Raw genomic sequence first — 22,107 nt, 5'->3', positions numbered from 1 at the left:
TAGCGTTAACGACCCGCTTTTAACTTCTGGTAATACTCTTCATAAATGGCGCTGGCGCTGCCAACATCGTTTTGCCATTCACCTTTCTCGATGGTCACGGCATCCGGATAGAGGGATTTATCGTTTGCCACTTCAGGTTTGAGCAGCTTACGCGCCGCCAGATTTGGCGTCGGGTAGCCGATGGTTTCCGCGACCTGTTTCGCGATTTCCGGGCGCAACAGGAAGTTAATCAGCTTCAGCGCACCGTCGACGTTTTTCGCATTAGTGGGGATCGCTAAGCTGTCCATCCAGAAAATACCGCCTTCTTTTGGCCACACCACCTCCAGCGGCGTTCCCGCCTGGCGCGCAACCCAGGCGGAACCGTTCCACACCATACCAAGGTTCACTTCGCCTTCCATATACGGGTTCGCCGGATTATCGGAGTTAAACGCCGCCACGTTCGGCATCAGTTTTTGTAGCTCTTTATAAGCTGCTTCAATCTCTTTCACATCGGTAGTGTTGCCGGAATAACCGAGTTTGCGCAGCGCCATCTGGAACACTTCGCGCGCATCGTCGGTTAACAGCAGGCTGCTTTTGTATTCCGGTTTCCACAGATCCGCCCAGCTGGTGATGGTTTTCGCATCGATGGCGTCGCTGTTGACGCCAATCGCCGTCGCGCCCCAAATGTACGGAATGGAGTAATCATTGTTGGGGTCAAATGGCTTGTTCAGCATTTGCGGATCGAGATTATGGAAGTTAGTCAGCTTCGTTTTATCGATCTTCTGAATCATGCCCTCTTTGCGCATTTTGTCGACAAAGTAGGTCGACGGAACGACCAGATCGTACGCACCTTCTTTGTACGTTTTGAGCTTGGCGTACATGGTTTCATTCGACTCATAGGTTGAATAGATAACCTTGATGCCGGTCTCTTTGGCGAACTGTTCCAGCAGGCCGGGCGGCACATACTCGGTCCAGTTATAGAAGTAGAGTGTTTTGTTGTCGTCGGCGTGTGCGGCGCTCATGCCGAGGGCAAGTGCGCCCGCCGCGAGCAGGTGGCGTGACCATTTTTTCATTCAAACGTCCCCTGAGTTTGCGCCTGTCTTGCAGGCTATTTTATTTGCCATTCCGGGTCTGGACAGTGCCCGAACGCCTAACGTTCTGCGGCGTCTGTGCGCTGTCCGCCCGAACTGGCTGCATCCATTACGCCTGGCGAGGCAGGCTTTTTGTTTTCGTCGTATCACGCGCAATCAACTGGCTGGCAATCACCAGCACCAGCGATAGCACGAGCAGGATCGTCGCCAGCGCGTTCACTTCCGGTGAGACGCCGACTTTGACCATCGAGTAAATCTTTAATGGCAGAATTTCATACCCTGGCCCGGTGACGAAAGAGGAAACCACGACGTCATCCATCGACAGAGTAAAGCTCAGCAGCCAGCCAGCGGCGACAGCGGGCATCGCCAGCGGCAGGATGATTTTGCGCAAAATAGTCATCTCGCTGGCACCCAGATCTTTGGCCGCTTCCAGCATCCGTACATCAAACCCTTTCAGCCGTGAAAACACCGTGACCACCACAAACGGCAGGCAGAAGGTGATATGCGAAAACAGCAGCGACCAGAAACCCAACTGCACGCCGAGCAGCATAAACAGCACCAGCAGCGAAATTGCCATCACGATATCCGGCGACATCATCACCACAAACAGCATGCCGCTGACAAAGGGTTTGCCGCGAAAACGGTAGCGGTAAAGCGCCACGGCGGTCAGCGAGCCAATTAACGTCGCGAACGTTGCCGACAGCACTGCCATCGTCAGGGAGTGCTGCGCTGCCTGCAGCAGACTGTCGTTATTTATCAACAGGCTGTACCACTGGGTGGAAAAGCCCTGCCAGTTGATGCCAAAACGCGAGCTGTTAAAGGAGTTGACGATCAAAATAATGATCGGGATATAAAGGTAAGCGTAAATGGCGGTCATAAAACCGCCGCGCAGCAGTCGACCCATCATTCGAGCTCCACCTTTTTATTCAGCAATCGCGCGGCGCGCCAGTAAACCAGCAGCATCAGCCCCATCACGATGGTCAGCGTGATGCTGGTTGCCGACCCAAACGGCCAGTCGCGAATGTTCAGGAACTGGCTCTTAATCACGTTACCGACCAGCAGGTTTTTTGCGCCGCCCATCAAATCCGAGACGTAAAACAGCCCCATCGCAGGCAGCATCACCAGCAAACAACCGGCGACGATCCCGGGCATCGTCAGCGGAATAATGATGCGGATAAAGGTTTGCAACTTGCTGGCACCGAGATCTTTTGCCGCTTCCAGCAGCGGTTTATCAAGCTTTTCGATGCTGGAGTAGAGCGGCATCACCATAAACGGCAGCAGAATGTAAACCAGCCCGATAATCACCGCGCCGGGGGTAAACATAATGCGCAGCGGCGTATCGATAATGCCCAGCCATAGCAGGAACTCGTTAAGATACCCTTTGGTGCTGAGGAAAATTTTCAGCCCATAGATGCGGATCAGCGAGTTCGTCCAGAAGGGGACAATCAGCAAAAACAGCAGTAACGGACGCACCCTGGCCGGCAGTTTCGCCAGAAACCAGGCAAACGGATAGCCCAGCGCCAGACACGCCAGCGTGGCGATAAATGCCATGTTGAGCGAGTGCAACAGCACGTCGAAATAGAGCGGATCGAGTAGCCTGGCGTAGTTATCCAGCGTAAAGAGCAGTTTGACGAAGTTAGCGTCGTCGCGAGTCAAAAAGCTGGTGGCGATGATCATCAGGTTGGGCAGAAAAACAAACAGTACAAGCCAACCGACGATGGTCGCGATCACGCCCTTCTGGAATTTACTTGTACTCTTCATCAGCCAGTACGACCTCCCAGCTCTCTACCCAGTTGATGGCCATTTTCTGGTCCAGCGAATGGTCAAAATCCGGATCGTCTTCATTAAAGAACTCGCTGACCATTACCATTTTGCCGTTTTCCAGTTCGACCATGGATTCCAGCGTCATCCCTTTGTAGTTACGCTCGCGCACATAGCCAATCAGCCCTTCGGCTTCGGCAATATCATGGATCTCTTCGACGCGCAGATCTTCCGGGCGCAGCAGCACGTTTAACCGCTGACCTTTTTCCACCGCGAAGTTGACATAGATATTACACTCGCGGCCTTCGACATTTGCCCGCACACGGCTGTCGTCCAGACGCTCAATCACCGTGGCGCTGAAGATATTGATTTCGCCAATAAAGCTGGCGACAAACAGGTTTTTCGGCTCTTCATAAATTTCGCGCGGCGTGCCATCCTGCTCGATGCGCCCGTCGCGCATTACCACGATGCGGTCTGACATGGTCAGCGCTTCTTCCTGATCGTGGGTCACAAAGACAAAAGTGATACCGAGCTTACGCTGCAACGCTTTCAGTTCGTTCTGCATCTGCTTGCGCAGCTTATAATCGAGCGCGGAGAGGGACTCATCCAGCAGCAGTAAACGCGGTTTATTCACTACCGCGCGGGCAATGGCGACACGCTGTTGCTGACCACCGGAAAGCTGGTGCGGTTTACGCTGGGCGAACTCATCAAGCTGCACCATACGCAGTGCTTCGGTGACGCGCGGCGTAATTTCTTGCGCCGGGGTTTTTTGCATCCGCAGGCCAAATGCCACGTTTTCGAACACGGTCATATGCGGGAAGAGGGCGTAACTTTGAAAAACGGTATTCACATGGCGGTGCTCTGCCGGAACGTGGGTAATATCCTGGGCATCAAGATGGATATGGCCGGCATCAACGCTTTCCAGCCCGGCGATCAGCCGCAGAACCGTGGTCTTACCGCAGCCCGAAGGGCCAAGCAGCGTCAGAAATTCGCCGTTATTGATGGTGAGATTGAAATCAGAAATGACATTTTTGCCATCAAAGCTTTTGCGAATACCGGCCAGTTGCACCAGCGGTGAACGCGAACGCGATTGTGTGTTCAATTATTTACTCTGTCCCGTGTTTGCGCATCAAAAGTGATATCCGATGCGGGGTTTGTGATGAGCCACCTTCAGGGTTGTGCACGATTTAAGGGCTGGCATTCTACGGCAAACCCATGAAATCGCCAATTGTTGTTCGCTTTTCGCCGCGCAGCACCGCATGTTCTCAACAATACTGACTACGTTGCGCGCGATTTTGAAAATATTGCCGTTTACGGGGTAAAAGTGACCTGACGCAATATTTGTCTTTTCGCGCTTACTGATAATGTTGTGACATTTTGTAGGGGGGCTTCATGGACAAATTATTAGAGCGTTTTTTGCAGTACGTTTCTCTGGATACTCAATCAAAGCCCGGCGTCCGCCAGGTGCCGAGCACAGACGGCCAATGGAAGCTCCTGCGTTTACTTCAGAACCAGCTGGAAGAGATGGGGCTGGAAAATGTGACATTAAGCGATAAAGGCACGGTGATGGCGAAACTGCCGTCGAATGTGCAAACGCCAGTTCCGGCCATCGGTTTTATTTCTCATGTCGACACCTCGCCGGATTACAGCGGCAAGAATGTTAACCCGCAAATCGTTGAAAACTATCGCGGCGGCGATATTGCGCTGGGGGTTGGCGATGAGATCCTCTCGCCGGTGATGTTCCCGGTGCTGCACCAGATGCTGGGCCAGACGCTGATCACCACCGACGGCAAAACGCTGCTTGGCGCGGACGATAAAGCCGGCGTCGCTGAAATCATGACCGCGCTGGCGGTGCTGAAAAAGAAAAATATTCCGCACGGTGATATTTGCGTCGCTTTTACGCCGGATGAAGAAGTGGGCAAAGGGGCAAAATATTTCGACGTGGAGAAATTTGGCGCGAAATGGGCGTATACCGTTGATGGCGGCGGCGTAGGTGAGCTGGAGTTTGAGAACTTCAACGCTGCCTCGGTGAATATAAAGATTGTTGGCAATAACGTGCATCCCGGTACGGCGAAAGGGGTAATGGTTAACGCCTTGACGCTCGCCAGCAAAATTCACGCGCTGGTGCCGGAAGAGGAGAGTCCGGAACAGACCGAGGGCTACGAAGGGTTTTACCATCTCACCAGCATAAAAGGCACGGTTGATCGCGCCGACATGCACTACATCATTCGCGATTTTGACCGCAAAAACTTCGAAGCGCGTAAACGTAAAATGATGGAGATCGCCAAAAAAGTCGGCAAGGGTCTGCACCCGGACTGCTATATCGAACTGGTGATTGAAGACAGCTACTACAATATGCACGAGAAAGTGGTCGAGTTTCCGCACATTCTGGAAGTGGCGCAACAGGCCATGCGCGACTGCGACATTGAGCCTGATCTGAAACCGATTCGCGGCGGTACCGACGGGGCGCAGCTTTCGTTTATGGGGTTACCGTGTCCCAACCTGTTTACCGGCGGCTATAACTACCACGGCAAACATGAGTTTGTGACGCTGGAAGGCATGGAAAAAGCGGTGCAGGTGATTGTACGTATCGCCGAACTGACCGCCAAAGCTGAATAAATCTTCTCATATTGCCCGGTGGCAAGCGCCTCCGGGCAACCTCAGGCATTAATCTTCAAAGAACCAGTAACCGCTGTTAACCAGCGCCGCCAGCATGGCGAGGAACGAGGGATCTTCCAGCGCATCGCCGAGCAGCTCTCCCGTCAGCACGATATGGCTGGCGAGTGCCTCCAGCGCCGGGCGGTGCGGCGAGTTGATCCGCTCGCCGTTGGCGAACACATCTTCACCGATGCGCAATACGCGCAAGCCGCCAAGGCGCACCAGTTTGTCGCCTTGTTGCAGCGCATCGTAAATCTCATCCGGTTGGTAAGGCGGCTCTGGCGGCGCGACATCCAGCTCGTGACGTGACTGGGAGATAAATTCCCCCATCCACTCCCTGAACTGCTCCGGTTGATTAATCAGCTCCAGCATCATTGCGCGCAGTCTATCCAGTTCGTGCGGCAAAATATCTGCCGGATGATCGCGCAACAGCACGTCCGGATCGCTGTAACGCTGGCTGCCCAGTTCGCGTTGCAGGACATAATCGGCGAAGCCGCTGATTAGCTCGCGACCGCTTGGCGCACGGAAGCCCACCGAGTAGTTCAATGAATTTTCCAGCGAATAGCCTTCGTGCGGGAATCCAGGCGGAATATAGAGGATATCGCCCGGCTCCATCTCTTCATCAATAATGGCTTCGAACGGATCGACCTGAAGCAGATCCGGGTGCGGACAGTGTTGCTTGAGCGGCGTTTTATCGCCGACGCGCCAGCGGCGACGGCCGGTTCCCTGAATGATAAACACATCATACTGATCGAGATGCGGGCCAACGCCGCCGCCGGGCACTGAGAATGAGATCATTAGATCGTCTGTGCGCCAGTCGGGCAGCACGCGGAACGGGCGCATCAGCGCTGCGGCCGGCTGATGCCAGTGGTTCACCGCCTGCACCAGCAGCGACCAGTTATTCTCGCCCAGGTGATCGTAACTTTCAAAAGGGCCGTGCCCGACCTGCCATTTACCATCAAGATGGCTGACCAGCCGACTGTCTACTTCATTTTCCATTGCCAGCCCTGCCAGCTCATCGGGGCTTATCGGGTCGACGAAATTTTTAATGCCACGCTTCAGCACCACCGGGCGTTTTTGCCAGTAGCGTTGAATAAAGTCTGGCCAGTTTATCTCTACGTGATATTCCATATGCGTTTCCGGCAAATAATCAGTGGCTGAATAAAGGATCATAGTAATGCTGATATGTCATTTTGTCTGCGTAACGATGTGACATAAAAGTAAAAAGGAGCCATATGGCTCCTTTTTGTTCTTTTTGCCCGCGTTGTGACGGTGAAAGATTAATCGTTGCCGACTATCGTCTGCTGACGGCCAAAAATTACCTCCATTTTTGCACCACCGAGCAGGCTTTCATCGGTCAGGATTTGCCCTTCGTACTGATCCACAATTTCTCGCGCCACAGCAAGCCCAACGCCCTGGCCGGGGCGTAACGTATCGGCGCGCTGCCCGCGATCAAACACCATCTCGCGTTTCGCCGCCGGAATGCCAGGGCCATCGTCTTCCACCAGAATATGCAGCGTATCATCGTTTTGCCGGGCAGAGACTTCGACAAACTCCAGGCAGTATTTGCAGGCGTTATCCAGCACGTTGCCCATCACTTCCATAAAGTCGTTTTTCTCACCGACGAAACTGATTTCCGGTGAAATATCGAGCGTAATATTGACGCCTTTGCGCTGATAAACTTTATTCAGCGCTGAGGTCAGGCTGTCGAGCAGGGGAGCGACCGGGTGCAGTTCCCGGCTGAGCAAACCACTGGAACCGCGCATGGTTGCCCGGTGCAGGTAGTAACCAATTTGCTGGGATATCCGGCTGATTTGCTCCAGCATCACCGGTTCAGCGTCGCTGACGGTCATTTTCTCGCCGCGCAGCGATCGCAAGGTACTTTGCAGCACCGCTAACGGGGTTTTCAGGCTGTGCGTCAAATCGGTGAGGGTGGTGCGGTATTTGTCGTACCGTTCGCGTTCGCTTTTTAACAACCGGTTGAGGTTGCTCACCAGGCTGGTGAGTTCGCGGGTGGTTTCCGGATTGAGCTGCTCACGATGGTGCTCTTCCAGCTCGCGCACTTCGCGCGCCAGATCTTCAATGGGCCGCAAGCTCCACCACGCCGCCAGCCACAACAGCGGCACGACTAACAGCAGGTTGGCGGCGAGCACGTAAACGAACCAGCTCCACACCATATAAGAGCGTTTAAGCTCAATTGGGATGGTATCGACCACCACAATGGTTAACTGCGGCATGTGCGCCGTTGCCGGGTAGATATTCACCGCGACCGAGTGCGTCATTTCGGAGCTGCTGTCATCTTCGCGGATCTCTTTCAGCTTCTGGGCAACCGAGTGGTCGTCATCAATCAGCGTACTACTGTTATCGACATCGGCTTCTATCTCATGAAAGCCGTTAGCGGTAAGCCAGCCCGGCTCAATGAGATTTTGCAGCCACGGTACGTCTTTCTGCGACCAGATAAGATTACCCTGCTGATCGTAAATCAGCGCCACTGTCGGGCTTTGCAAATTGAGGGTGTCAGGCAGATCCACACTGAGTTTGTTGTTATCCCAGTGCGCCAGGGTATAAAACAGGTTGCTCTCGCCACGCAGCAGGCGGAAGGTCGTTTTGTCAAAGCTGACGCTGTAACCCACCAGCGCCACCATACCGTAGGCCAGAGAAAGCACCATCACGACGGCGGCCGTGGCGAGTAAAAAGCGCACCCGCAAAGAAAGCGGCAGAAAATGCCGCAGCAGGCGTCTCATTTCGGCAGTTCGAACAGGTAGCCCTGGCCGCGCACGGTAGTGATAACGTCGTCCGGATAGAGCGTCTGGATTTTCTTACGTAGCCGCCCCATTAATACGTCAATGGTGTGGCTTTCGCGCAACTCCGCGTCAGGGTAAAGCTGCAGCATCAGCGAATCTTTGCTGACCACTTTGCCACTGTTGCGGATAAGCGTTTCCATAATGGTGTATTCGAAAGCGGTGAGTTTTACCACATCGTCATTAATGGAGAGTTCGCGGCGGGAGAGATCGACCTGGAACGGCGGCATTGAGATCAACTGAGACGCGAGACCGCTGTTGCGGCGCATCAGCGCCTGAATACGCGCGACCACTTCTTCGATGTGGAACGGTTTGGTGACATAGTCATCAGCACCTGCGCTCAGCACTTCCACTTTATCCTGCCAGCCTTCACGCGCGGTAAGCACCAGCACCGGCAGCGTGACGTCATGGCTGCGCCAGCGGCGGATCAGCGACAGACCATCTTCATCCGGCAAGCCGAGATCGACAATGGCGATGTCCGGCAGATGTTCGTTAAGAAAGTAATCCGCTTCCTTTGCATCTTCTGCGGCGTCGACCTGATGTCCTAGCTCCTGCAACTGAACCTTTAAATGGTGACGCAACAGAGCATTATCTTCCACAACGAGTACGCGCATCGTCAGAACTCTCCATATATTTTTGATATAAATAGTTTAACGCTGATTGTGGTGCGCAGGGGATAAACATTTCTTAAACCGGGGGAGAAAGAAACCCTCTTTCGCGGCGGAAAGAGGGTTAACAGCAACGGCGGGGGATTATTTCAACTCATCAACCATAGTGATGGCTCGACCAATATAGTTGGCCGGGGTCATCGCCTTCAGGCGCTCTTTTTCGTTTTCCGGCAGCGCCAGGCTGTCGATAAACTGCTTCATACCTTCGGCATCAACGCGTTTACCGCGCGTCAGCTCTTTCAGTTTTTCGTACGGTTTTTCGATGCCGTAGCGGCGCATTACGGTCTGGATCGGCTCAGCCAGCACTTCCCAGTTATGGTCCAGCTCGTCCAGCAGGCGGTCGCGGTTTACTTCCAGTTTGCTCACGCCTTTCAGCGTCGACTGGTAAGCGATCAGCGCATAACCCACGCCTACGCCAAGATTACGCAGCACGGTGGAGTCGGTCAGATCGCGCTGCCAGCGGGAAACCGGCAGTTTGCTGGCCAGGTGCTGCAACACGGCGTTGGACAGCCCAAGGTTGCCTTCTGAGTTTTCAAAGTCGATCGGGTTAACTTTGTGCGGCATGGTTGAAGAACCAATTTCGCCGGCGATGGTTTTCTGCTTGAAGTGGTTCAGCGCAATGTAACCCCAGATATCACGGTCGAAATCGATGAGGATCGTATTGAAACGCGCCATGCAGTCAAACAGCTCGGCAATATAGTCATGCGGCTCAATCTGCGTGGTGTACGGGTTCCACTGAATACCCAGCGAAGTGACAAACTCTTCGCTGAACTGATGCCAGTCCACTTCCGGGTAAGCGGCGATATGGGCGTTATAGTTGCCGACTGCACCGTTGATTTTGCCCAGAATTTCTACCTGGTTAAGCTGGCGGAACTGGCGCTCCATACGATAAGCCACGTTCGCCATCTCTTTACCCAGCGTCGACGGCGTTGCCGGCTGGCCGTGAGTACGGGAGAGCAGGGGGATATCACGATACTGAACGGCCAGATCTTTTACCGCCTCAATGATCTTGCGCCAGTACGGCAGGATCACCTCGTCGCGCGCGGTTTTCAGCATCAGCGCGTGAGACAGGTTGTTGATGTCTTCTGAGGTACAAGCGAAGTGGATAAATTCAGAAACAGCGTGCAGCGCCGGGATCCCCGCCACTTTCTCTTTCAGGAAATACTCCACCGCTTTCACATCGTGATTAGTGGTGCGTTCGATGGTTTTGATGCGTGCGGCGTCTTCTTCGTTGAAGTCCTCAACGATTTTATCGAGGTAACCGTTTGCGTCGGCAGCAAAAGCAGGAACTTCCTTGATCGCCGCGTGGGTCGCCAGTTTTTGCAGCCAGCGTACTTCAACCTGAACGCGAAATTTCAGCAAACCGAATTCGCTGAAGATCCCGCGCAGTGCGCTGACTTTATCGCCGTAGCGTCCATCGACAGGGGAAACGGCGGTCAGGGAGGATAATTCCATAAGTCACAACTCCGGGAGGTTAACAATGAGCGAGAATTTGTTTGGCCTGCGTCGACAGGCGATTTCGGGAAAACATTAACTGTAGACGACCGCCGCCAACCTGGTGCCACAGCACCGCAGCGCGAATACCGGCCAGCAAGGTGGCGCGGACTTTCGCCTGCACCTGCGGGCTTTGCAGCACGGCAGGCGAGCCGGTGACCTGAATTCGCGGTCCCAGCGGGCTGATAACGTCTACATAGATGGCGGCCATCGCGCTGAGCAGCGTTTCTGACTGCAGGTCAAAATGCTCAAGCTGGCGTTGTAAGCCAGCAATGCGGTTACCGAGCGTCTCCATTGCGCCTTTGCTGGCGGCGAGCTTACGCTCCAGCACCATCATACTGAGCGTGTAGCGGGTCAGTTCACCGTTCAGGCCCTGGCGGTTGCTGGCGTTCAGCACGCCGAGCAGCGTTTCCAGCCCGGTACGCAAGTTGGTTTCGCTGCCGCCAAAGACGCCTAAGGTGGAGTCCGGGTTCAGGTCGATTACGCTATTTAACGAGACATGCAGCGCATCCGCGTCACAATGCCCCTGGTGCGCCAGTTGCTGCACCAGACGAGCCGACTGGCAAATTCCCGCCAGCGCCAGGGTTATATCGTAATAGTTCTTCGCCACACTCACTCCTTTATCTGCCCACATCGTTGCTGCGAGCGTTGGCCAGTCCGGTTGTGCAAAAGGTCTTTTAAAGGGGCAGCGGCAGGCGCTGCTCAATAATGCCGCCACCGAGGCATACTTCGCCCAGGTAGAACACCGCTGATTGCCCCGGTGTAACGGCGGCAACCGGTTCATCGAAGCGCACATCAATGCGATCATCATCCAGCGCGGTAACCGTGCAGGGAATATCTTCCTGGCGATAACGCGTTTTTACCGTGCAGCGCAGCGTACCTTGCAGCGGCTCGCGATCGACCCAGTGCAACTGTTGCGCGATCAGCCCGACAGACATCAGGCGCGGGTGATCGTGTCCCTGGGCGACAATCAGGATATTGTTTTCAACATCTTTATCGACCACGTACCACGGCTCTTCGCTGCCATCTTTGGTCCCGCCGATGCCCAGCCCTTTACGCTGGCCGAGCGTGTGATACATCAGCCCCTGATGCTCGCCGATCTCTTCGCCGTCAACGGTGAGGATTTTACCCGGCTGAGCGGGCAGATAGCGGCCAAGGAATTCGCGGAACTTACGCTCGCCAATAAAGCAGATCCCGGTCGAGTCTTTTTTCTTCGCTGTAATCAACCCCAGTTCTTCGGCGATTTTACGCACCTGCGGCTTTTCAAGTTCGCCGACCGGGAACAGGCTCTGGGCGATTTGCTCATGACCGAGCGTATAAAGGAAGTAGCTTTGGTCTTTATTGCCATCAAGACCGCGCAACAGGCGGCTTTTGCCGTCAACATCGGCGCGGCGCACATAGTGGCCGGTGGCAATATAGTCGGCGCCCAGATCTTCGGCAGCGAACTCAAGGAAGGCTTTAAATTTGATCTCTTTGTTGCACAGAATATCCGGGTTCGGCGTGCGTCCGGCTTTATATTCAGCCAGAAAATGCTCGAACACATTGTCCCAGTATTCTGCAGCGAAATTGACGGTGTGAAGCTCAATGCCGAGCTTGTCGCAAACGGCCTGCGCGTCGGCAAGATCCGCCGCCGCAGTGCAGTATTCCTCGCCGTCATCCTCTTCCCAGTTCTTCATGAACAGGCCTTCCACCTTGTAACCTTGTTGTTGCAACAGGTAAGCGGAAACGGAAGAGTCGACACCGCCGGACATGCCGACGATCACTTTTTTTGGGCTATCAGACATAAGAATACTCGCGACTAAGAACTTCAGGGCGGCGTATTCTAGCACGGGCTGGCGGCTCAGGCATCCCCTGTAAACGGCCAGTTAAATTCGGCGATGGTTTCCAGCGGCAGGCGCTTACCGGTCTGGTAGCAGCGAATGCTCTCCGCAACCAGCGGCGAACGCAGGTTTGGCGCGTTGAGGATCTCGTCCGCGGTGACCCAGTGGCAGCAATCGATGTCGCTGTCATGCGGCGCAGTGGCGCACATTTCGTTAAGCTCTACGGCAAACAAAAAACGCAGGAACGGCGTATGATCGGGTGCCAGCCACTGGTGCATCCGGATAAAATGCTGCGGCTCGGCGTGAATGCCGGTCTCTTCCCACAGCTCGCGCTTTGCTGCCTGCAGCAGGGTTTCGTCGGCTTCGAGATGGCCGGCGGGCTGATTCCACAGCGCCTTGCCGCGAATGGTTTCTTCAACGACCAGAAATTTACCCTGCGCATGTACCACGCAAGCGACAGTCACATGGGGTTTAAACATCATTGCCTCCCTGATTAAGCGTCACGCCATTCGCCTGTGGCGAGATTATCCAGCGTGTAGTTTCCCATAGCGTAGCGGATGAGACGCAGGGTAGGGAAGCCAACATGCGCAGTCATGCGCCGCACCTGGCGGTTACGACCCTCATACAGGGTGATTTTCAGCCAGGCTGTCGGAATCGATTTGCGCTCGCGAATCGGCGGATTACGTGGCCACAACCAGCCCGGCTCCTCGACGCGTTCAACGCCTGCTGGCAATGTCGGGCCGTCGTTCAGCGTCACCCCGGTGCGCAGCGCTTCAATGGCGTCCAGCGTTGGTTCGCCTTCCACCTGCACGTAATAGATTTTCCCGGTACGTTTGCCTGGTTGTGTCAGGCTTGCCTGTAACGCGCCGTCATTTGTCAGCACCAGCAGCCCTTCGCTGTCGCGATCCAGGCGACCCGCGGCGTACACACCCTGCACCGGAATAAAATCTTTTAGCGTACTGCGCCCGGCTTCGTCGGTGAATTGCGGCAAAACATCGTAGGGTTTATTGAACAGAATCACGCGTTTTGGTTGGTTTTGTGGTTCAGGCCTGGTGGCTTGTCGTGAGCTGAATCGCTTAAGGCGGTGATTTCTAAAAGAAGTTTTGTTCATGGTATTTTCAGTAGTTATCAATTGCCGCATTATAGCTGAATCACGATTGCCTTTCATGGAGCCTGACTATCGGTTAGTATGTTCGGGCTCATTACAATTCATTAACAAAAACGGTTTGCTCTGTGTGAATCACGTAACAGGTGAGCGGACGCAGTCTGAGCGCCCCGGCATGAAGTCAGCGAGCAAACAACCAGAAGCGCTCGAAGGAGAGGTGAATGGAAAGCAAAGTAGTTGTTCCGGCGGAAGGTAAAAAGATCACCCTGCAAAATGGCAAGCTCAACGTTCCGAATAACCCGATTATCCCGTTCATTGAAGGTGACGGTATCGGCGTGGACGTGACCCCGGCGATGCTGAAAGTGGTGGATGCCGCTGTGGAGAAAGCCTATAAGGGCGAGCGTAAAATTTCCTGGATGGAAATTTATACCGGTGAGAAATCTACCCATGTTTACGGCCAGGACGTCTGGCTGCCGCCTGAAACACTTGATCTGATTCGTGATTATCGCGTTGCCATTAAAGGCCCGCTGACCACGCCAGTCGGCGGTGGCATTCGTTCCCTGAACGTTGCGCTGCGCCAGGAGCTGGATCTGTACATCTGTCTGCGCCCGGTACGTTACTACGAAGGTACGCCGAGCCCGGTAAAACACCCGGAACTGACCGACATGGTCATCTTCCGTGAAAACTCAGAAGATATTTACGCGGGTATTGAGTGGAAAGCCGACTCTGCGGAAGCAGAGAAAGTGATCAAATTCCTGCGCGAAGAGATGGGCGTGAAGAAAATTCGCTTCCCGGAACATTGCGGGATTGGTATCAAGCCGTGCTCCGAAGAAGGCACCAAGCGCCTGGTGCGCGCTGCGATTGAATACGCAATCACTAATGACCGTGATTCTGTAACGCTGGTGCACAAAGGCAACATCATGAAGTTCACCGAAGGCGCGTTTAAAGACTGGGGCTACCAGTTGGCACGCGAAGAGTTCGGTGGCGAGCTGATCGATGGCGGCCCGTGGCAGAAAATCAAGAACCCGAAAACCGGCAAAGAGATCATCATTAAAGATGTGATTGCCGATGCGTTCCTGCAACAGATCCTGCTGCGCCCGGCAGAATACGACGTTATCGCTTGTATGAACCTGAACGGGGACTACATCTCCGACGCCCTGGCGGCACAGGTTGGCGGTATCGGTATCGCCCCTGGCGCGAACATCGGTGACGAGTGCGCGCTGTTCGAAGCGACTCACGGCACCGCGCCGAAGTACGCAGGCCAGGACAAAGTGAACCCGGGTTCGGTGATCCTCTCTGCGGAGATGATGCTGCGTCACATGGGCTGGGTTGAAGCGGCTGACCTGATCGTTAAAGGCATGAGCGGCGCGATCAACGCCAAAACCGTGACCTACGATTTCGAACGTCTGATGGAAGGCGCTAAGCTGCTGAAATGCTCAGAGTTTGGCGACGCGATTATCGCGAACATGTAATCCGCCACGCGGGTTAAACAAAAACGGGAGCCGGTTGGTTCCCGTTTTTTTAGGCTCTGAGAAATTCTTCCCCAAAACTTTCCCCAAAACCCCTCCCCAAAACTGAACGAAAATTAACCCGTTTTCGTACCAACAATTGTCCAGTCTTTACCGCGATCGTCATTATATTTATCGGTCATTTTTCTTGATTTATGCCCCAATAATTTCTGTGTATCGAGACCTTGTTCTCTATATAGTCTTTCTGAAAGAGAACGCTGTTCATGAAATGTTGGTGCTTCTCCTTTATTCCATTCCAGCCCGCACTTATCTCGCGCTTTTTTAAACGTGGTTGTTAATGCATTACCTGAAACCCGATCCCCTCTTTTTGCCTGGGAGGTGGTATGTCTGAAATGCACCAGATATTTACTGACAACGGCATCGCGGCATTTAGATATTACTTCCCGAAGAGAAAGCCCAATAGCTTCACATTTTAAATCCAGTGGGATAGCCAGCCGTGAACCTGTTTTTTCCTGCTCCACATGTAACATATCGTCCCAAATATCGGTGAATTTCATATTGCTGATATCACCAAGTCGTTGTCCAGTGACAATAGCAAGTAACATCCCGCACTGGAGATATGGCTCCTGCCTTTCCGCTGCCAGAAATATGGTGTTCCATTCTTCAAGGGATAAGCGTTGTCGCTGAATTCTGTTTCTCGGCTGTTTAGTGGCAAGTGCCGGGTTAAATCCGGGTGGCACATGGCCGCTGTGCTGTGCTTCCTTGAACACGTCGATAAGTACCATGCGAACCACTTGAGCCATGCGGTTATGGCCTTCAGCTTTTACGGCATCGATAATCTCTGCAATATCCAGTGCTGAGATATCTTTTAAATGCTGCATCCCGCAATGCTCGCGAAATAAACGAACAGGTTTATTTTTTTGTTTTAACGAATTCAGCCTTAACTCTTTATGCTGGAACCGTTCCTCCTGGACGGCGATATATTTATCGAGCCATTCAGTTACAGTAATGTCAGTTCTCTTACCCTTCATCCGTGCCAGACGATCGTTAACGCTGAGTATCTGTCTGGTGCGCTGCTCGGCAATGATCGTGTTGGCCTCGGTAGCGACTTGTTTCGCTTCTGCTTCATCAGTTCCGAGGCTGTGGAACCGGCCAGATATGGGGTGCTTATATTGCCAGTAAACCTTCCCGGTACGCTTATCCAGTTTGCAATACAGGTTTGGAATAGAGATTTTATGAGAACGCGGTCTAGCAGCCATCTGCAATAATCCGTTTTAGTTTTGGACTAGCGGTAACAGGAAGTTTTGGTTCAGCAAGAACACCCACAAAGCGCGCGCTGCGGTCTACCATCCAGCACCGGCCTACCTTTATTGCTGGTGGAACCATCATTTTACCTTTGGCATATTTTTTCAACACGCGCTCGCTTGGAGCCAGATCTCCAAATTCTTCCTTCGCCCAGTCGAGTAGGGGGATCATTCGTGACATTAGTTTCTCCACTACCGGCTGCAACCGGCTATTTCAGTCTGTACGCACATGACGAGCAGCCAAGCCTGGCTCCGTCGTTACATTTCAAACAAATTTCAGGTTCGCTGGTGGCCGGAGCCACCAGTTTCATGATCGGGGCAGGGACCAGCACCGGCATTGGAACTCGCTGGCGCCTGGCTTCCTCCAGTAATTTTGCCAGTTCCAGCAGCCGCGCTTTGCAGTCCATTGCCTCAGCGCGCCACCATGCGATATCTTCACGCAGCCTACGTTGTCGCCGCAGTTTTAGTTTGCTGGGCATCACATCCCCCTTCGCCTGCGTTTTAATTCGATAATTCCCTGACACTCTGCGCACGTCTGGCAGCCGGGAACAGCAGCACGGCGTTGTGCAGGGATATCCTCCCCGCACTCACTACATTGCTCCGCTGATATACCGTTGCGGTCGATACGCATGCGCTGAATGGCCTGGCTGATGTTCTGCTCTACCAGTTCGTTGGCCTGATCGATGATTTCAGCCGCCATTATGTATCTCCTTCATCTGCTCAAACTGACGGGCGATAGCAGCAGCTTCAGGCGATGGTGCCGATTTATTGCGAAGCCAGATGCAAACTGCACCATCTTCCGTGTCGTGAATGGAACCAACAAACCATCCATCGCCGGCAGGTGCTTCTGGTTGCCACTTCGAAATGTCGTAACCATCGACAGTCGGATCCATCTCTTCCTCGTCGCGATAAACGACTGTCCATTCCAGCCCGTTAGCTTTCATCTATGCGTTAAATTCAGTGGTCGGAATATGTTCGCGACCATCGCAAAATTCCTCGTATACCGGGTGTGTCCAGTAACCATACTGATCGCGTTCTACTGGAAGCGCTGCGATTGCTGGTGATGCTGGTGTCTGCTCAGATTCAGATGATGTTGCTGACTGAGTACGAACCTGGGCGATGTATGCGAGGTTCAACGCCTCAAGGCGAGAAGACAGCTCTTTAATCAGGTCCGAATAAACTCCGGTCTGCTTGATGCTGGTGGCGTAATTGTTGGCGGCCCTCACCAGCTCGATAATGGTCATTGATGCGAGTTCTTGTCTCATTGCGTTGTATCTCCTTTGCGCGCTGCAACGCGCGATTTTTGGATGCACGAATCCCTCGCCGGGTGGCGATAATTAAATTGATTTCGCTTCCATAAATGCCCCCGAGGGGGGGCATTTGCAGCAGAGAAATTAAGCGCTGAAGGTACCGATAAATGTTTCCACGCTACTGTTTTTGAATTTTTCTACGAGCAGATCGCGGAATTCTGCGGCCATTTCTTCTTCGTAACTTTCCAGTTGCGTGATACGCAGAACAAGCACCGGACTGTCGCTGGCAAGAATGCTCATGCGCAACTTGATGCGGTATTCGCTGAGCCCTTCATAAGGGATGCATTTAAATTCAAACGCAACCGGCATAATGTCTTTGCTCTTGGCTTCAACACTTTCCATCACAGAACGTTTGCCGCTGAAGTCCTGATCTTCATACTCCGCGCTGCGGATCGCATCGATTGTGATTTTGCGAACAGCCGCCGCCGCGCGCTTGGCTTCAATAACCTGTCCGTCGGCATCGAACCCGGTGACATAATCAGACCAGTCTTCCAGCCACTCAGCCAGTTGCTTCTGGTTGTTGCGATCGCCGTTAATTTTCAGCAGCGCGGTATAAGGTGAGGTGCATTTCAGCGACAGAACAGCTTTGTTATCTGCATGACCGGGATTTTCCAGCGTGCCCAGATTGAATACGGATACTGCAGCCATGCTGTCCGCATTGATAAAACAGCGGGTGCCGTCAGCAGCATAGTCGCTGGAGTAGCGGACGAAATCTTCGATACTCTGGGTTTCCATCTTTCCGCGAAACCGAAAACGGGTGGTATAAAGCTTTTCCAGACTTTCCACGCTTACGTCTTTCGGCAGCGCGACAGCCGGGCAGTCAGCGCCAGCGAGCTTTTCTTCAACCAACTGACTGAAAACCAGATCGCGGATCTGACTAATGGCGGTTGAGTCGACTTGTTGAGACATGTTTTTTCCTTACGTGAATGGTTATGAAACCGGGCCGGTTAGCGCTGTGCCTGGTTCGGCTGGCCCTGAAGGGTGAACAGTTGCCCCTGGTCTTCCTGCAACACGGTGAGCTTCCCGCCGCGGTTGACGTACATTGGGGTTTCGGTGGTGTCCTCTTCGGACGTTTTACCGCGCGGCGTTGGCTTAACGTATGCCAGCTTATGGACGATGCCCACGCGCTTTTCTTCCATCGAATTGCTGAGGCGGGAAATGTCGAAAGTGAGTGTCACCTTGCCTTTGTTGCCGTTGTTCAGCACGCCAAGGGCAACTTCATTCAGTGCTGCTGCCACTTTGGTTTCGAACACGCCGCCGTCGAGTTCCCCGAAGAAGTCGGGGATATTGGTCAAACGTTCTTTGTCCATCGGTTTTACCCTCAGAATGGCGGCAGACACCGCCGGTTAGTATCTCCACACAACACACAAGAGCATCTGCGACTGCAATCGCCCGGGTGGATTGGGTTATGAGCCCGTCGCCCGGTGATGCTCTTGTGTGTTGCGTAAAAAATTGCGGCGCCCTCACGGGAAAGATCCGACGCCGCCAAAAACTTCCAGTTGGCATTTATACTGTTGTGTGGTGCCAGACGCTTATCTTCTGGTTACCGTCGAAGCGGCTGCAATTCACCACAACTGGAAGCGCACTCCCGCTTAATCACACCTGCCACCCATAACTGATGAGAGAAGGAGTGCGCTTTCATGTTGTGTGCCTGGCTTTTAACCACATCAGGTTCGGTGGTGTCCTGGTGTTCTCACCCAACCAGAAGGGTTCGAATATGGACACGGTGCTGCAGCAACAAATCAACCAACTGACTCTCGAAATTGCCCGCCTGAAAGAGGCTCAGGCAGTAGCCGAGAAAAACGTTGTAAACCTCGTCGCACGTTCTGAATTCACCATTGCGCTTCTCTCGGCTCTTATCACTGACGGTACCATCAGCACCGATGATGCTGTGGATTTCATCATGGAGGCTCCCGTCGAAATTCCCGGTTACACTGAGAGCGTCGAGCAGGCCCGCCACACCGTTATCGAAATCCTTAGCTATCCGAGATCGCACTTTTAGCCGCCGCGTTTTACCGGACTCTTCCCGGTGGTCACACCGAATCGCCACGATGGTGAATCGCTCAGGCCGAAGTACGGGGCTGGCTTGCACATTCCGGCTACCCGCTGGATCGGGATACTGTCAAAGGAATCCCCGGACCGCTAACGACGCATGTGCCATACGCCGTACTGCTTTTTTTGCCTGTCTTTTCACCACATCAGGCTCGGTGGATCCTGGTCATTCCCCAACAACGAGGATTCGGTTAATCTGGATATCCCCAACAACAAAAGAGTATTTCAAGTGATTGCTGAACTTTCGGCGGCAATGACCGCTATTAAAGAGACCGCGAGTCTCGCCAAATTAATAAGTGACGCTAAAACTGACGCTGAGGTGAAAGCCGCAACAATTGAACTTCAGAGCAAGCTACTAACGCTTCAGTCCGAATGTTTCGCTCTTGGCGATGCGATCCGCTCTCGTGACGAAGATGTAATACTGCTCAAAGCAAAAATTGCTGAGTTCGAAGATTTTAAGTCCGAGTCTGAAGGTTATTGTCTTCATCAAACGGAAGCTGGTTCTCTGGTGTATTCGAAACAGCTTGCTGTGGGTGATTTGCAAATAACCGTGAATGCGTGTCCACACTGTTATCAGCAGAAGAGAATATCGATGCTTCAACCGGGAATTGATAAAGCGGTAAAGACCTCTTTTTGGGTACATTTTTGTCCATCCTGTCATGCTGAATTTAAAATGGATAAAACCCCGGCAGCGAAGAATTCACACAAACGTACTTACGCGAATAGCTTTACTAATCGAGGTGCCTGGTAAATGTCACCGCTATGCGATTGGGATATCCAGATTGTTAAAGAGCAAAGCGTCCTGCGGGGCGCTTTTTATTTCCCGCGAATCATCCCGGTCTTCATACGCCCCGGGCGGCTACTTCGTGGGCGTCCTGCCTGTTCGCTGTTGATGAATTGAATATACAAAACGTATTCATTTGGGTCAATACGATTTGTATACAAAAAATAAAAGTTAACATTATGTATTTGTTTATTAAAGAAAGAATTGATTAAGATAGTTGCGAATAAGGCTATTTAGACGTGTAGCGCAGTATGATTCTTCGAACCCAGCCGGGAAGCTGGGCGTCAAGTGATTTTTAGAGAAGTCGTAGCTTGGTTTCAACGGCAACGCCAATGATTCGACAGTTTCCATTGATTGGAACAAGTGGCCATTGCGGATTTAGCCCTTTCAAATATTTTTGACCACCATCAATGATCAATTTTTTGAAAGTGGCTTCATTTGTATCTGACAGTTTTGCAATCACCAAGCTGCCGTTTATTGGATCTCTTCCTGTATCGAACAAGACAAAGGTACCCTCAGGAATACTCAGTCCAACTGGTGCTGTCATAGAATCACCTTCAACTTCCAGCCAGAATGCCTCTCCCTGGATATGTGCATCAGACTCAAGCCATAGGTCGATATCTTTCAAGGTATAAGCTTCTACAGCTTCACCCCAGGCCCCAGCTTTGACGCTACTTAATACTGGATACTTTTTACCTGGTTTATATGGACCAACGTACTCAACATCCCCTTTGAGGGTCTCATCAACTATTAAACCGCCCGCACCAACGGAAAAATTTTTTTTCCCTAAAAACTCTAGTATTCGTGCGATCTCCTCCAAGCTAGGTTCACGCCGTGCATTTAACCAATGGCTAACGGCACCTTTGGTTATACCAAGATGTTCTGCCATCTGCTCTTGAGTAATTCCCTGTGATTTCATCAGGGATTTAGCTAAGTCGTACCATTTCATAGTCATACCAAAATAATACAACTCGTATACTTTTAATCGAGTCACAAAACGTATATCTCACTTGTGAATTAAAAATACAAAATGTATATTTATCTTGTTAACGGGAGAGTGAAATGAATAATCTTCGAGCAATAAGAACAAAACTGGGCATTACACAAGGCCACTTAGCAAGTGCACTTGGTGTAACAAAAGGGGCCGTTTGTCACTACGAAAACAGCAAAAGGAAAATGAACATCGATCAGTGCCGTGCAATCGTTTCTGCCCTCAATGATTTCGGCGCAGAAGTCAGTATCGATGATGTTTTTCCACCTCCGCAGTCTAGTGAAACTGCGGCGTAAACATAACTACCAAAGGAAAATCAAGATGGTAGAGCACAGTTTAAAAGAAGTGGTTAAGGCGATGTGTAAAGCCTATCCAGGTGGACGTGAAGCGATGGCCGGTGCATTGGGCATGACGCCAACGACCTTTACCAACAACCTCTACGAGAAAAACGGTTGCCGGTTTTTCGAAGTGACAGAGCTGGAAGCGATGGAGGACTTATCGAATACCTCATTCCTGGCTGATTACTTTGCGAAGCGCCGCGGTTGTCTGCTGGTGGAAGTCCCAACCTTTGAAGATCTCGATCGCGTCGACCTTTTTAGCAGGGCAATGCGCACCGCCGCAGCACGCGGGCAGGTTGATCAGATTATCCAACAGGCACTGGAAGACGGGGTGATTGAACAGCATGAAGCAGAACTTATCCACGAATATCACCGCCGTCATATGGCTGCGCGTGAAGAAGAAGTCGCGGCCATCATCGAATTATTCAGCCGCAAAAAGAAGTGACGCCAGCAGGTTGCAGCCTCTGGCGTCGTGGCGTGTC

The 22,107-nt window shown here is 52.6% G+C and carries 24 protein-coding genes and 1 pseudogene; 6 read left to right on the top strand and 19 right to left on the bottom strand.

Annotated features, from left to right (window positions below):
• Positions 1–5: 5 nt before the first annotated feature.
• The 4 genes from potD to potA all read right to left on the bottom strand — a co-directional run bounded on the left by potD (position 6) and on the right by potA (position 3,933).
• Positions 6–1,052 (bottom strand): spermidine/putrescine ABC transporter substrate-binding protein PotD, encoded by a 1,047-nt coding sequence (gene potD, locus BN2591_RS05475; protein ID WP_086869675.1) that lies wholly within the window; start codon positions 1,050–1,052, stop codon positions 6–8.
• A gap of 127 nt (positions 1,053–1,179) precedes the next feature.
• Positions 1,180–1,977 carry a spermidine/putrescine ABC transporter permease PotC gene (gene potC / locus BN2591_RS05470; protein WP_086869673.1) on the bottom strand — a complete coding sequence of 266 codons (798 nt, stop codon included), beginning with the start codon at positions 1,975–1,977 and terminating at the stop codon, positions 1,180–1,182.
• Positions 1,974–2,831, bottom strand: coding sequence for a spermidine/putrescine ABC transporter permease PotB (potB, locus tag BN2591_RS05465; protein WP_086869671.1), 858 nt, complete (start codon positions 2,829–2,831; stop codon positions 1,974–1,976). The genes potC and potB overlap by 4 nt, the downstream gene beginning before the upstream one ends.
• Positions 2,815–3,933, bottom strand: coding sequence for a spermidine/putrescine ABC transporter ATP-binding protein PotA (gene potA / locus BN2591_RS05460; protein ID WP_086869670.1), 1,119 nt, complete (start codon positions 3,931–3,933; stop codon positions 2,815–2,817). The genes potB and potA overlap by 17 nt, the downstream gene beginning before the upstream one ends.
• 290 nt (positions 3,934–4,223) lie before the next feature.
• Between potA and pepT the strand changes: the two genes are divergently transcribed.
• Entirely contained in the window at positions 4,224–5,450 is a 1,227-nt protein-coding gene (gene pepT, locus BN2591_RS05455) for a peptidase T (RefSeq protein WP_086869668.1), read from the top strand.
• A 48-nt stretch (positions 5,451–5,498) separates the two neighbouring features.
• Here pepT and BN2591_RS05450 read toward each other — a convergent pair whose 3' ends face one another.
• The 8 genes from BN2591_RS05450 to rluE form a co-directional block, all read right to left on the bottom strand.
• Positions 5,499–6,620 carry a ribosomal protein uL16 3-hydroxylase gene (locus tag BN2591_RS05450; RefSeq protein ID WP_086869667.1) on the bottom strand — a complete coding sequence of 374 codons (1,122 nt, stop codon included), beginning with the start codon at positions 6,618–6,620 and terminating at the stop codon, positions 5,499–5,501.
• 149 nt (positions 6,621–6,769) lie between these two features.
• Positions 6,770–8,233, bottom strand: a complete 1,464-nt coding sequence (phoQ, locus tag BN2591_RS05445) for a two-component system sensor histidine kinase PhoQ (RefSeq protein ID WP_086869665.1) — start codon at positions 8,231–8,233, stop codon at positions 6,770–6,772.
• Entirely contained in the window at positions 8,230–8,904 is a 675-nt protein-coding gene (gene phoP / locus BN2591_RS05440; protein WP_017456462.1) for a two-component system response regulator PhoP, read from the bottom strand. Before phoP ends, phoQ begins: the two co-directional genes overlap by 4 nt.
• A 138-nt stretch (positions 8,905–9,042) precedes the next feature.
• The gene (gene purB / locus BN2591_RS05435) at positions 9,043–10,413 is read right to left on the bottom strand and encodes an adenylosuccinate lyase (RefSeq protein WP_020457487.1); all 1,371 of its coding nucleotides are present in this window, start codon (positions 10,411–10,413) and stop codon (positions 9,043–9,045) included.
• Positions 10,414–10,432: 19 nt separating this feature from the next.
• Positions 10,433–11,062: a high frequency lysogenization protein HflD gene (gene hflD / locus BN2591_RS05430; protein ID WP_020457488.1), complete on the bottom strand. Its 630-nt coding sequence runs from the start codon at positions 11,060–11,062 to the stop codon at positions 10,433–10,435.
• A gap of 67 nt (positions 11,063–11,129) precedes the next feature.
• The gene (gene mnmA, locus BN2591_RS05425) at positions 11,130–12,242 is read right to left on the bottom strand and encodes a tRNA 2-thiouridine(34) synthase MnmA (RefSeq protein WP_279627208.1); all 1,113 of its coding nucleotides are present in this window, start codon (positions 12,240–12,242) and stop codon (positions 11,130–11,132) included.
• 50 nt (positions 12,243–12,292) lie between these two features.
• A complete protein-coding gene (locus BN2591_RS05420) occupies positions 12,293–12,751 on the bottom strand; it encodes an NUDIX hydrolase (protein ID WP_086869662.1) in 459 nt (152 codons plus the stop codon).
• Between the two features lie 14 nt (positions 12,752–12,765).
• On the bottom strand, positions 12,766–13,413 hold the full coding sequence (gene rluE / locus BN2591_RS05415) for a 23S rRNA pseudouridine(2457) synthase RluE (RefSeq protein WP_086869964.1): 648 nt from the start codon (positions 13,411–13,413) through the stop codon (positions 12,766–12,768).
• Between the two features lie 185 nt (positions 13,414–13,598).
• On the opposite strand from rluE, the gene icd reads away from it, so the two are divergent.
• A complete protein-coding gene (gene icd / locus BN2591_RS05410) occupies positions 13,599–14,849 on the top strand; it encodes an NADP-dependent isocitrate dehydrogenase (RefSeq protein ID WP_086869660.1) in 1,251 nt (416 codons plus the stop codon).
• Between the two features lie 113 nt (positions 14,850–14,962).
• Here icd and BN2591_RS05405 read toward each other — a convergent pair whose 3' ends face one another.
• The 6 genes and pseudogenes from BN2591_RS05405 to BN2591_RS05375 all read right to left on the bottom strand — a co-directional run bounded on the left by BN2591_RS05405 (position 14,963) and on the right by BN2591_RS05375 (position 18,770).
• Entirely contained in the window at positions 14,963–16,105 is a 1,143-nt protein-coding gene (locus tag BN2591_RS05405; protein ID WP_086869658.1) for a phage integrase Arm DNA-binding domain-containing protein, read from the bottom strand.
• Positions 16,095–16,331 (bottom strand): excisionase, encoded by a 237-nt coding sequence (locus BN2591_RS05400; RefSeq protein WP_086869657.1) that lies wholly within the window; start codon positions 16,329–16,331, stop codon positions 16,095–16,097. The genes BN2591_RS05405 and BN2591_RS05400 overlap by 11 nt, the downstream gene beginning before the upstream one ends.
• 297 nt (positions 16,332–16,628) lie before the next feature.
• On the bottom strand, positions 16,629–16,850 hold the full coding sequence (locus tag BN2591_RS05390; RefSeq protein ID WP_086869655.1) for a TraR/DksA C4-type zinc finger protein: 222 nt from the start codon (positions 16,848–16,850) through the stop codon (positions 16,629–16,631).
• Positions 16,840–17,205: pseudogene (locus tag BN2591_RS05385) on the bottom strand (hypothetical protein). The gene BN2591_RS05390 and the pseudogene BN2591_RS05385 overlap by 11 nt, the downstream one beginning before the upstream one ends.
• Before the next feature lie 339 nt (positions 17,206–17,544).
• Positions 17,545–18,369 (bottom strand): YfdQ family protein, encoded by an 825-nt coding sequence (locus BN2591_RS05380; RefSeq protein ID WP_086869653.1) that lies wholly within the window; start codon positions 18,367–18,369, stop codon positions 17,545–17,547.
• 38 nt (positions 18,370–18,407) lie between these two features.
• On the bottom strand, positions 18,408–18,770 hold the full coding sequence (locus tag BN2591_RS05375) for a hypothetical protein (protein WP_045507184.1): 363 nt from the start codon (positions 18,768–18,770) through the stop codon (positions 18,408–18,410).
• Between the two features lie 407 nt (positions 18,771–19,177).
• Between BN2591_RS05375 and BN2591_RS05370 the strand changes: the two genes are divergently transcribed.
• Complete coding sequence (locus BN2591_RS05370) at positions 19,178–19,462, top strand: hypothetical protein (RefSeq protein WP_143468237.1); 285 nt, start codon at positions 19,178–19,180, stop codon at positions 19,460–19,462.
• Between the two features lie 279 nt (positions 19,463–19,741).
• The gene (locus tag BN2591_RS05365; RefSeq protein WP_143468236.1) at positions 19,742–20,263 is read left to right on the top strand and encodes a hypothetical protein; all 522 of its coding nucleotides are present in this window, start codon (positions 19,742–19,744) and stop codon (positions 20,261–20,263) included.
• 328 nt (positions 20,264–20,591) lie between these two features.
• Here the strand turns inward: BN2591_RS05365 and BN2591_RS05360 are convergent, their stop codons facing one another.
• On the bottom strand, positions 20,592–21,251 hold the full coding sequence (locus BN2591_RS05360; RefSeq protein ID WP_086869647.1) for a LexA family protein: 660 nt from the start codon (positions 21,249–21,251) through the stop codon (positions 20,592–20,594).
• Between the two features lie 107 nt (positions 21,252–21,358).
• On the opposite strand from BN2591_RS05360, the gene BN2591_RS05355 reads away from it, so the two are divergent.
• Both BN2591_RS05355 and BN2591_RS05350 read left to right on the top strand, forming a co-directional pair.
• Positions 21,359–21,583 (top strand): helix-turn-helix transcriptional regulator, encoded by a 225-nt coding sequence (locus tag BN2591_RS05355; RefSeq protein WP_086869645.1) that lies wholly within the window; start codon positions 21,359–21,361, stop codon positions 21,581–21,583.
• A gap of 25 nt (positions 21,584–21,608) precedes the next feature.
• Entirely contained in the window at positions 21,609–22,070 is a 462-nt protein-coding gene (locus BN2591_RS05350) for a YmfL family putative regulatory protein (RefSeq protein ID WP_086869643.1), read from the top strand.
• Positions 22,071–22,107 lie beyond the last annotated feature (37 nt).

Origin of the sequence: Kosakonia pseudosacchari, assembly GCF_900184035.1 — a bacterium.
Taxonomy (GTDB): domain Bacteria; phylum Pseudomonadota; class Gammaproteobacteria; order Enterobacterales; family Enterobacteriaceae; genus Kosakonia; species Kosakonia pseudosacchari.
The sequence above is the reverse complement of the archived record's forward strand: the minus strand, read 5'-3'. Positions and strand labels throughout refer to the sequence as shown.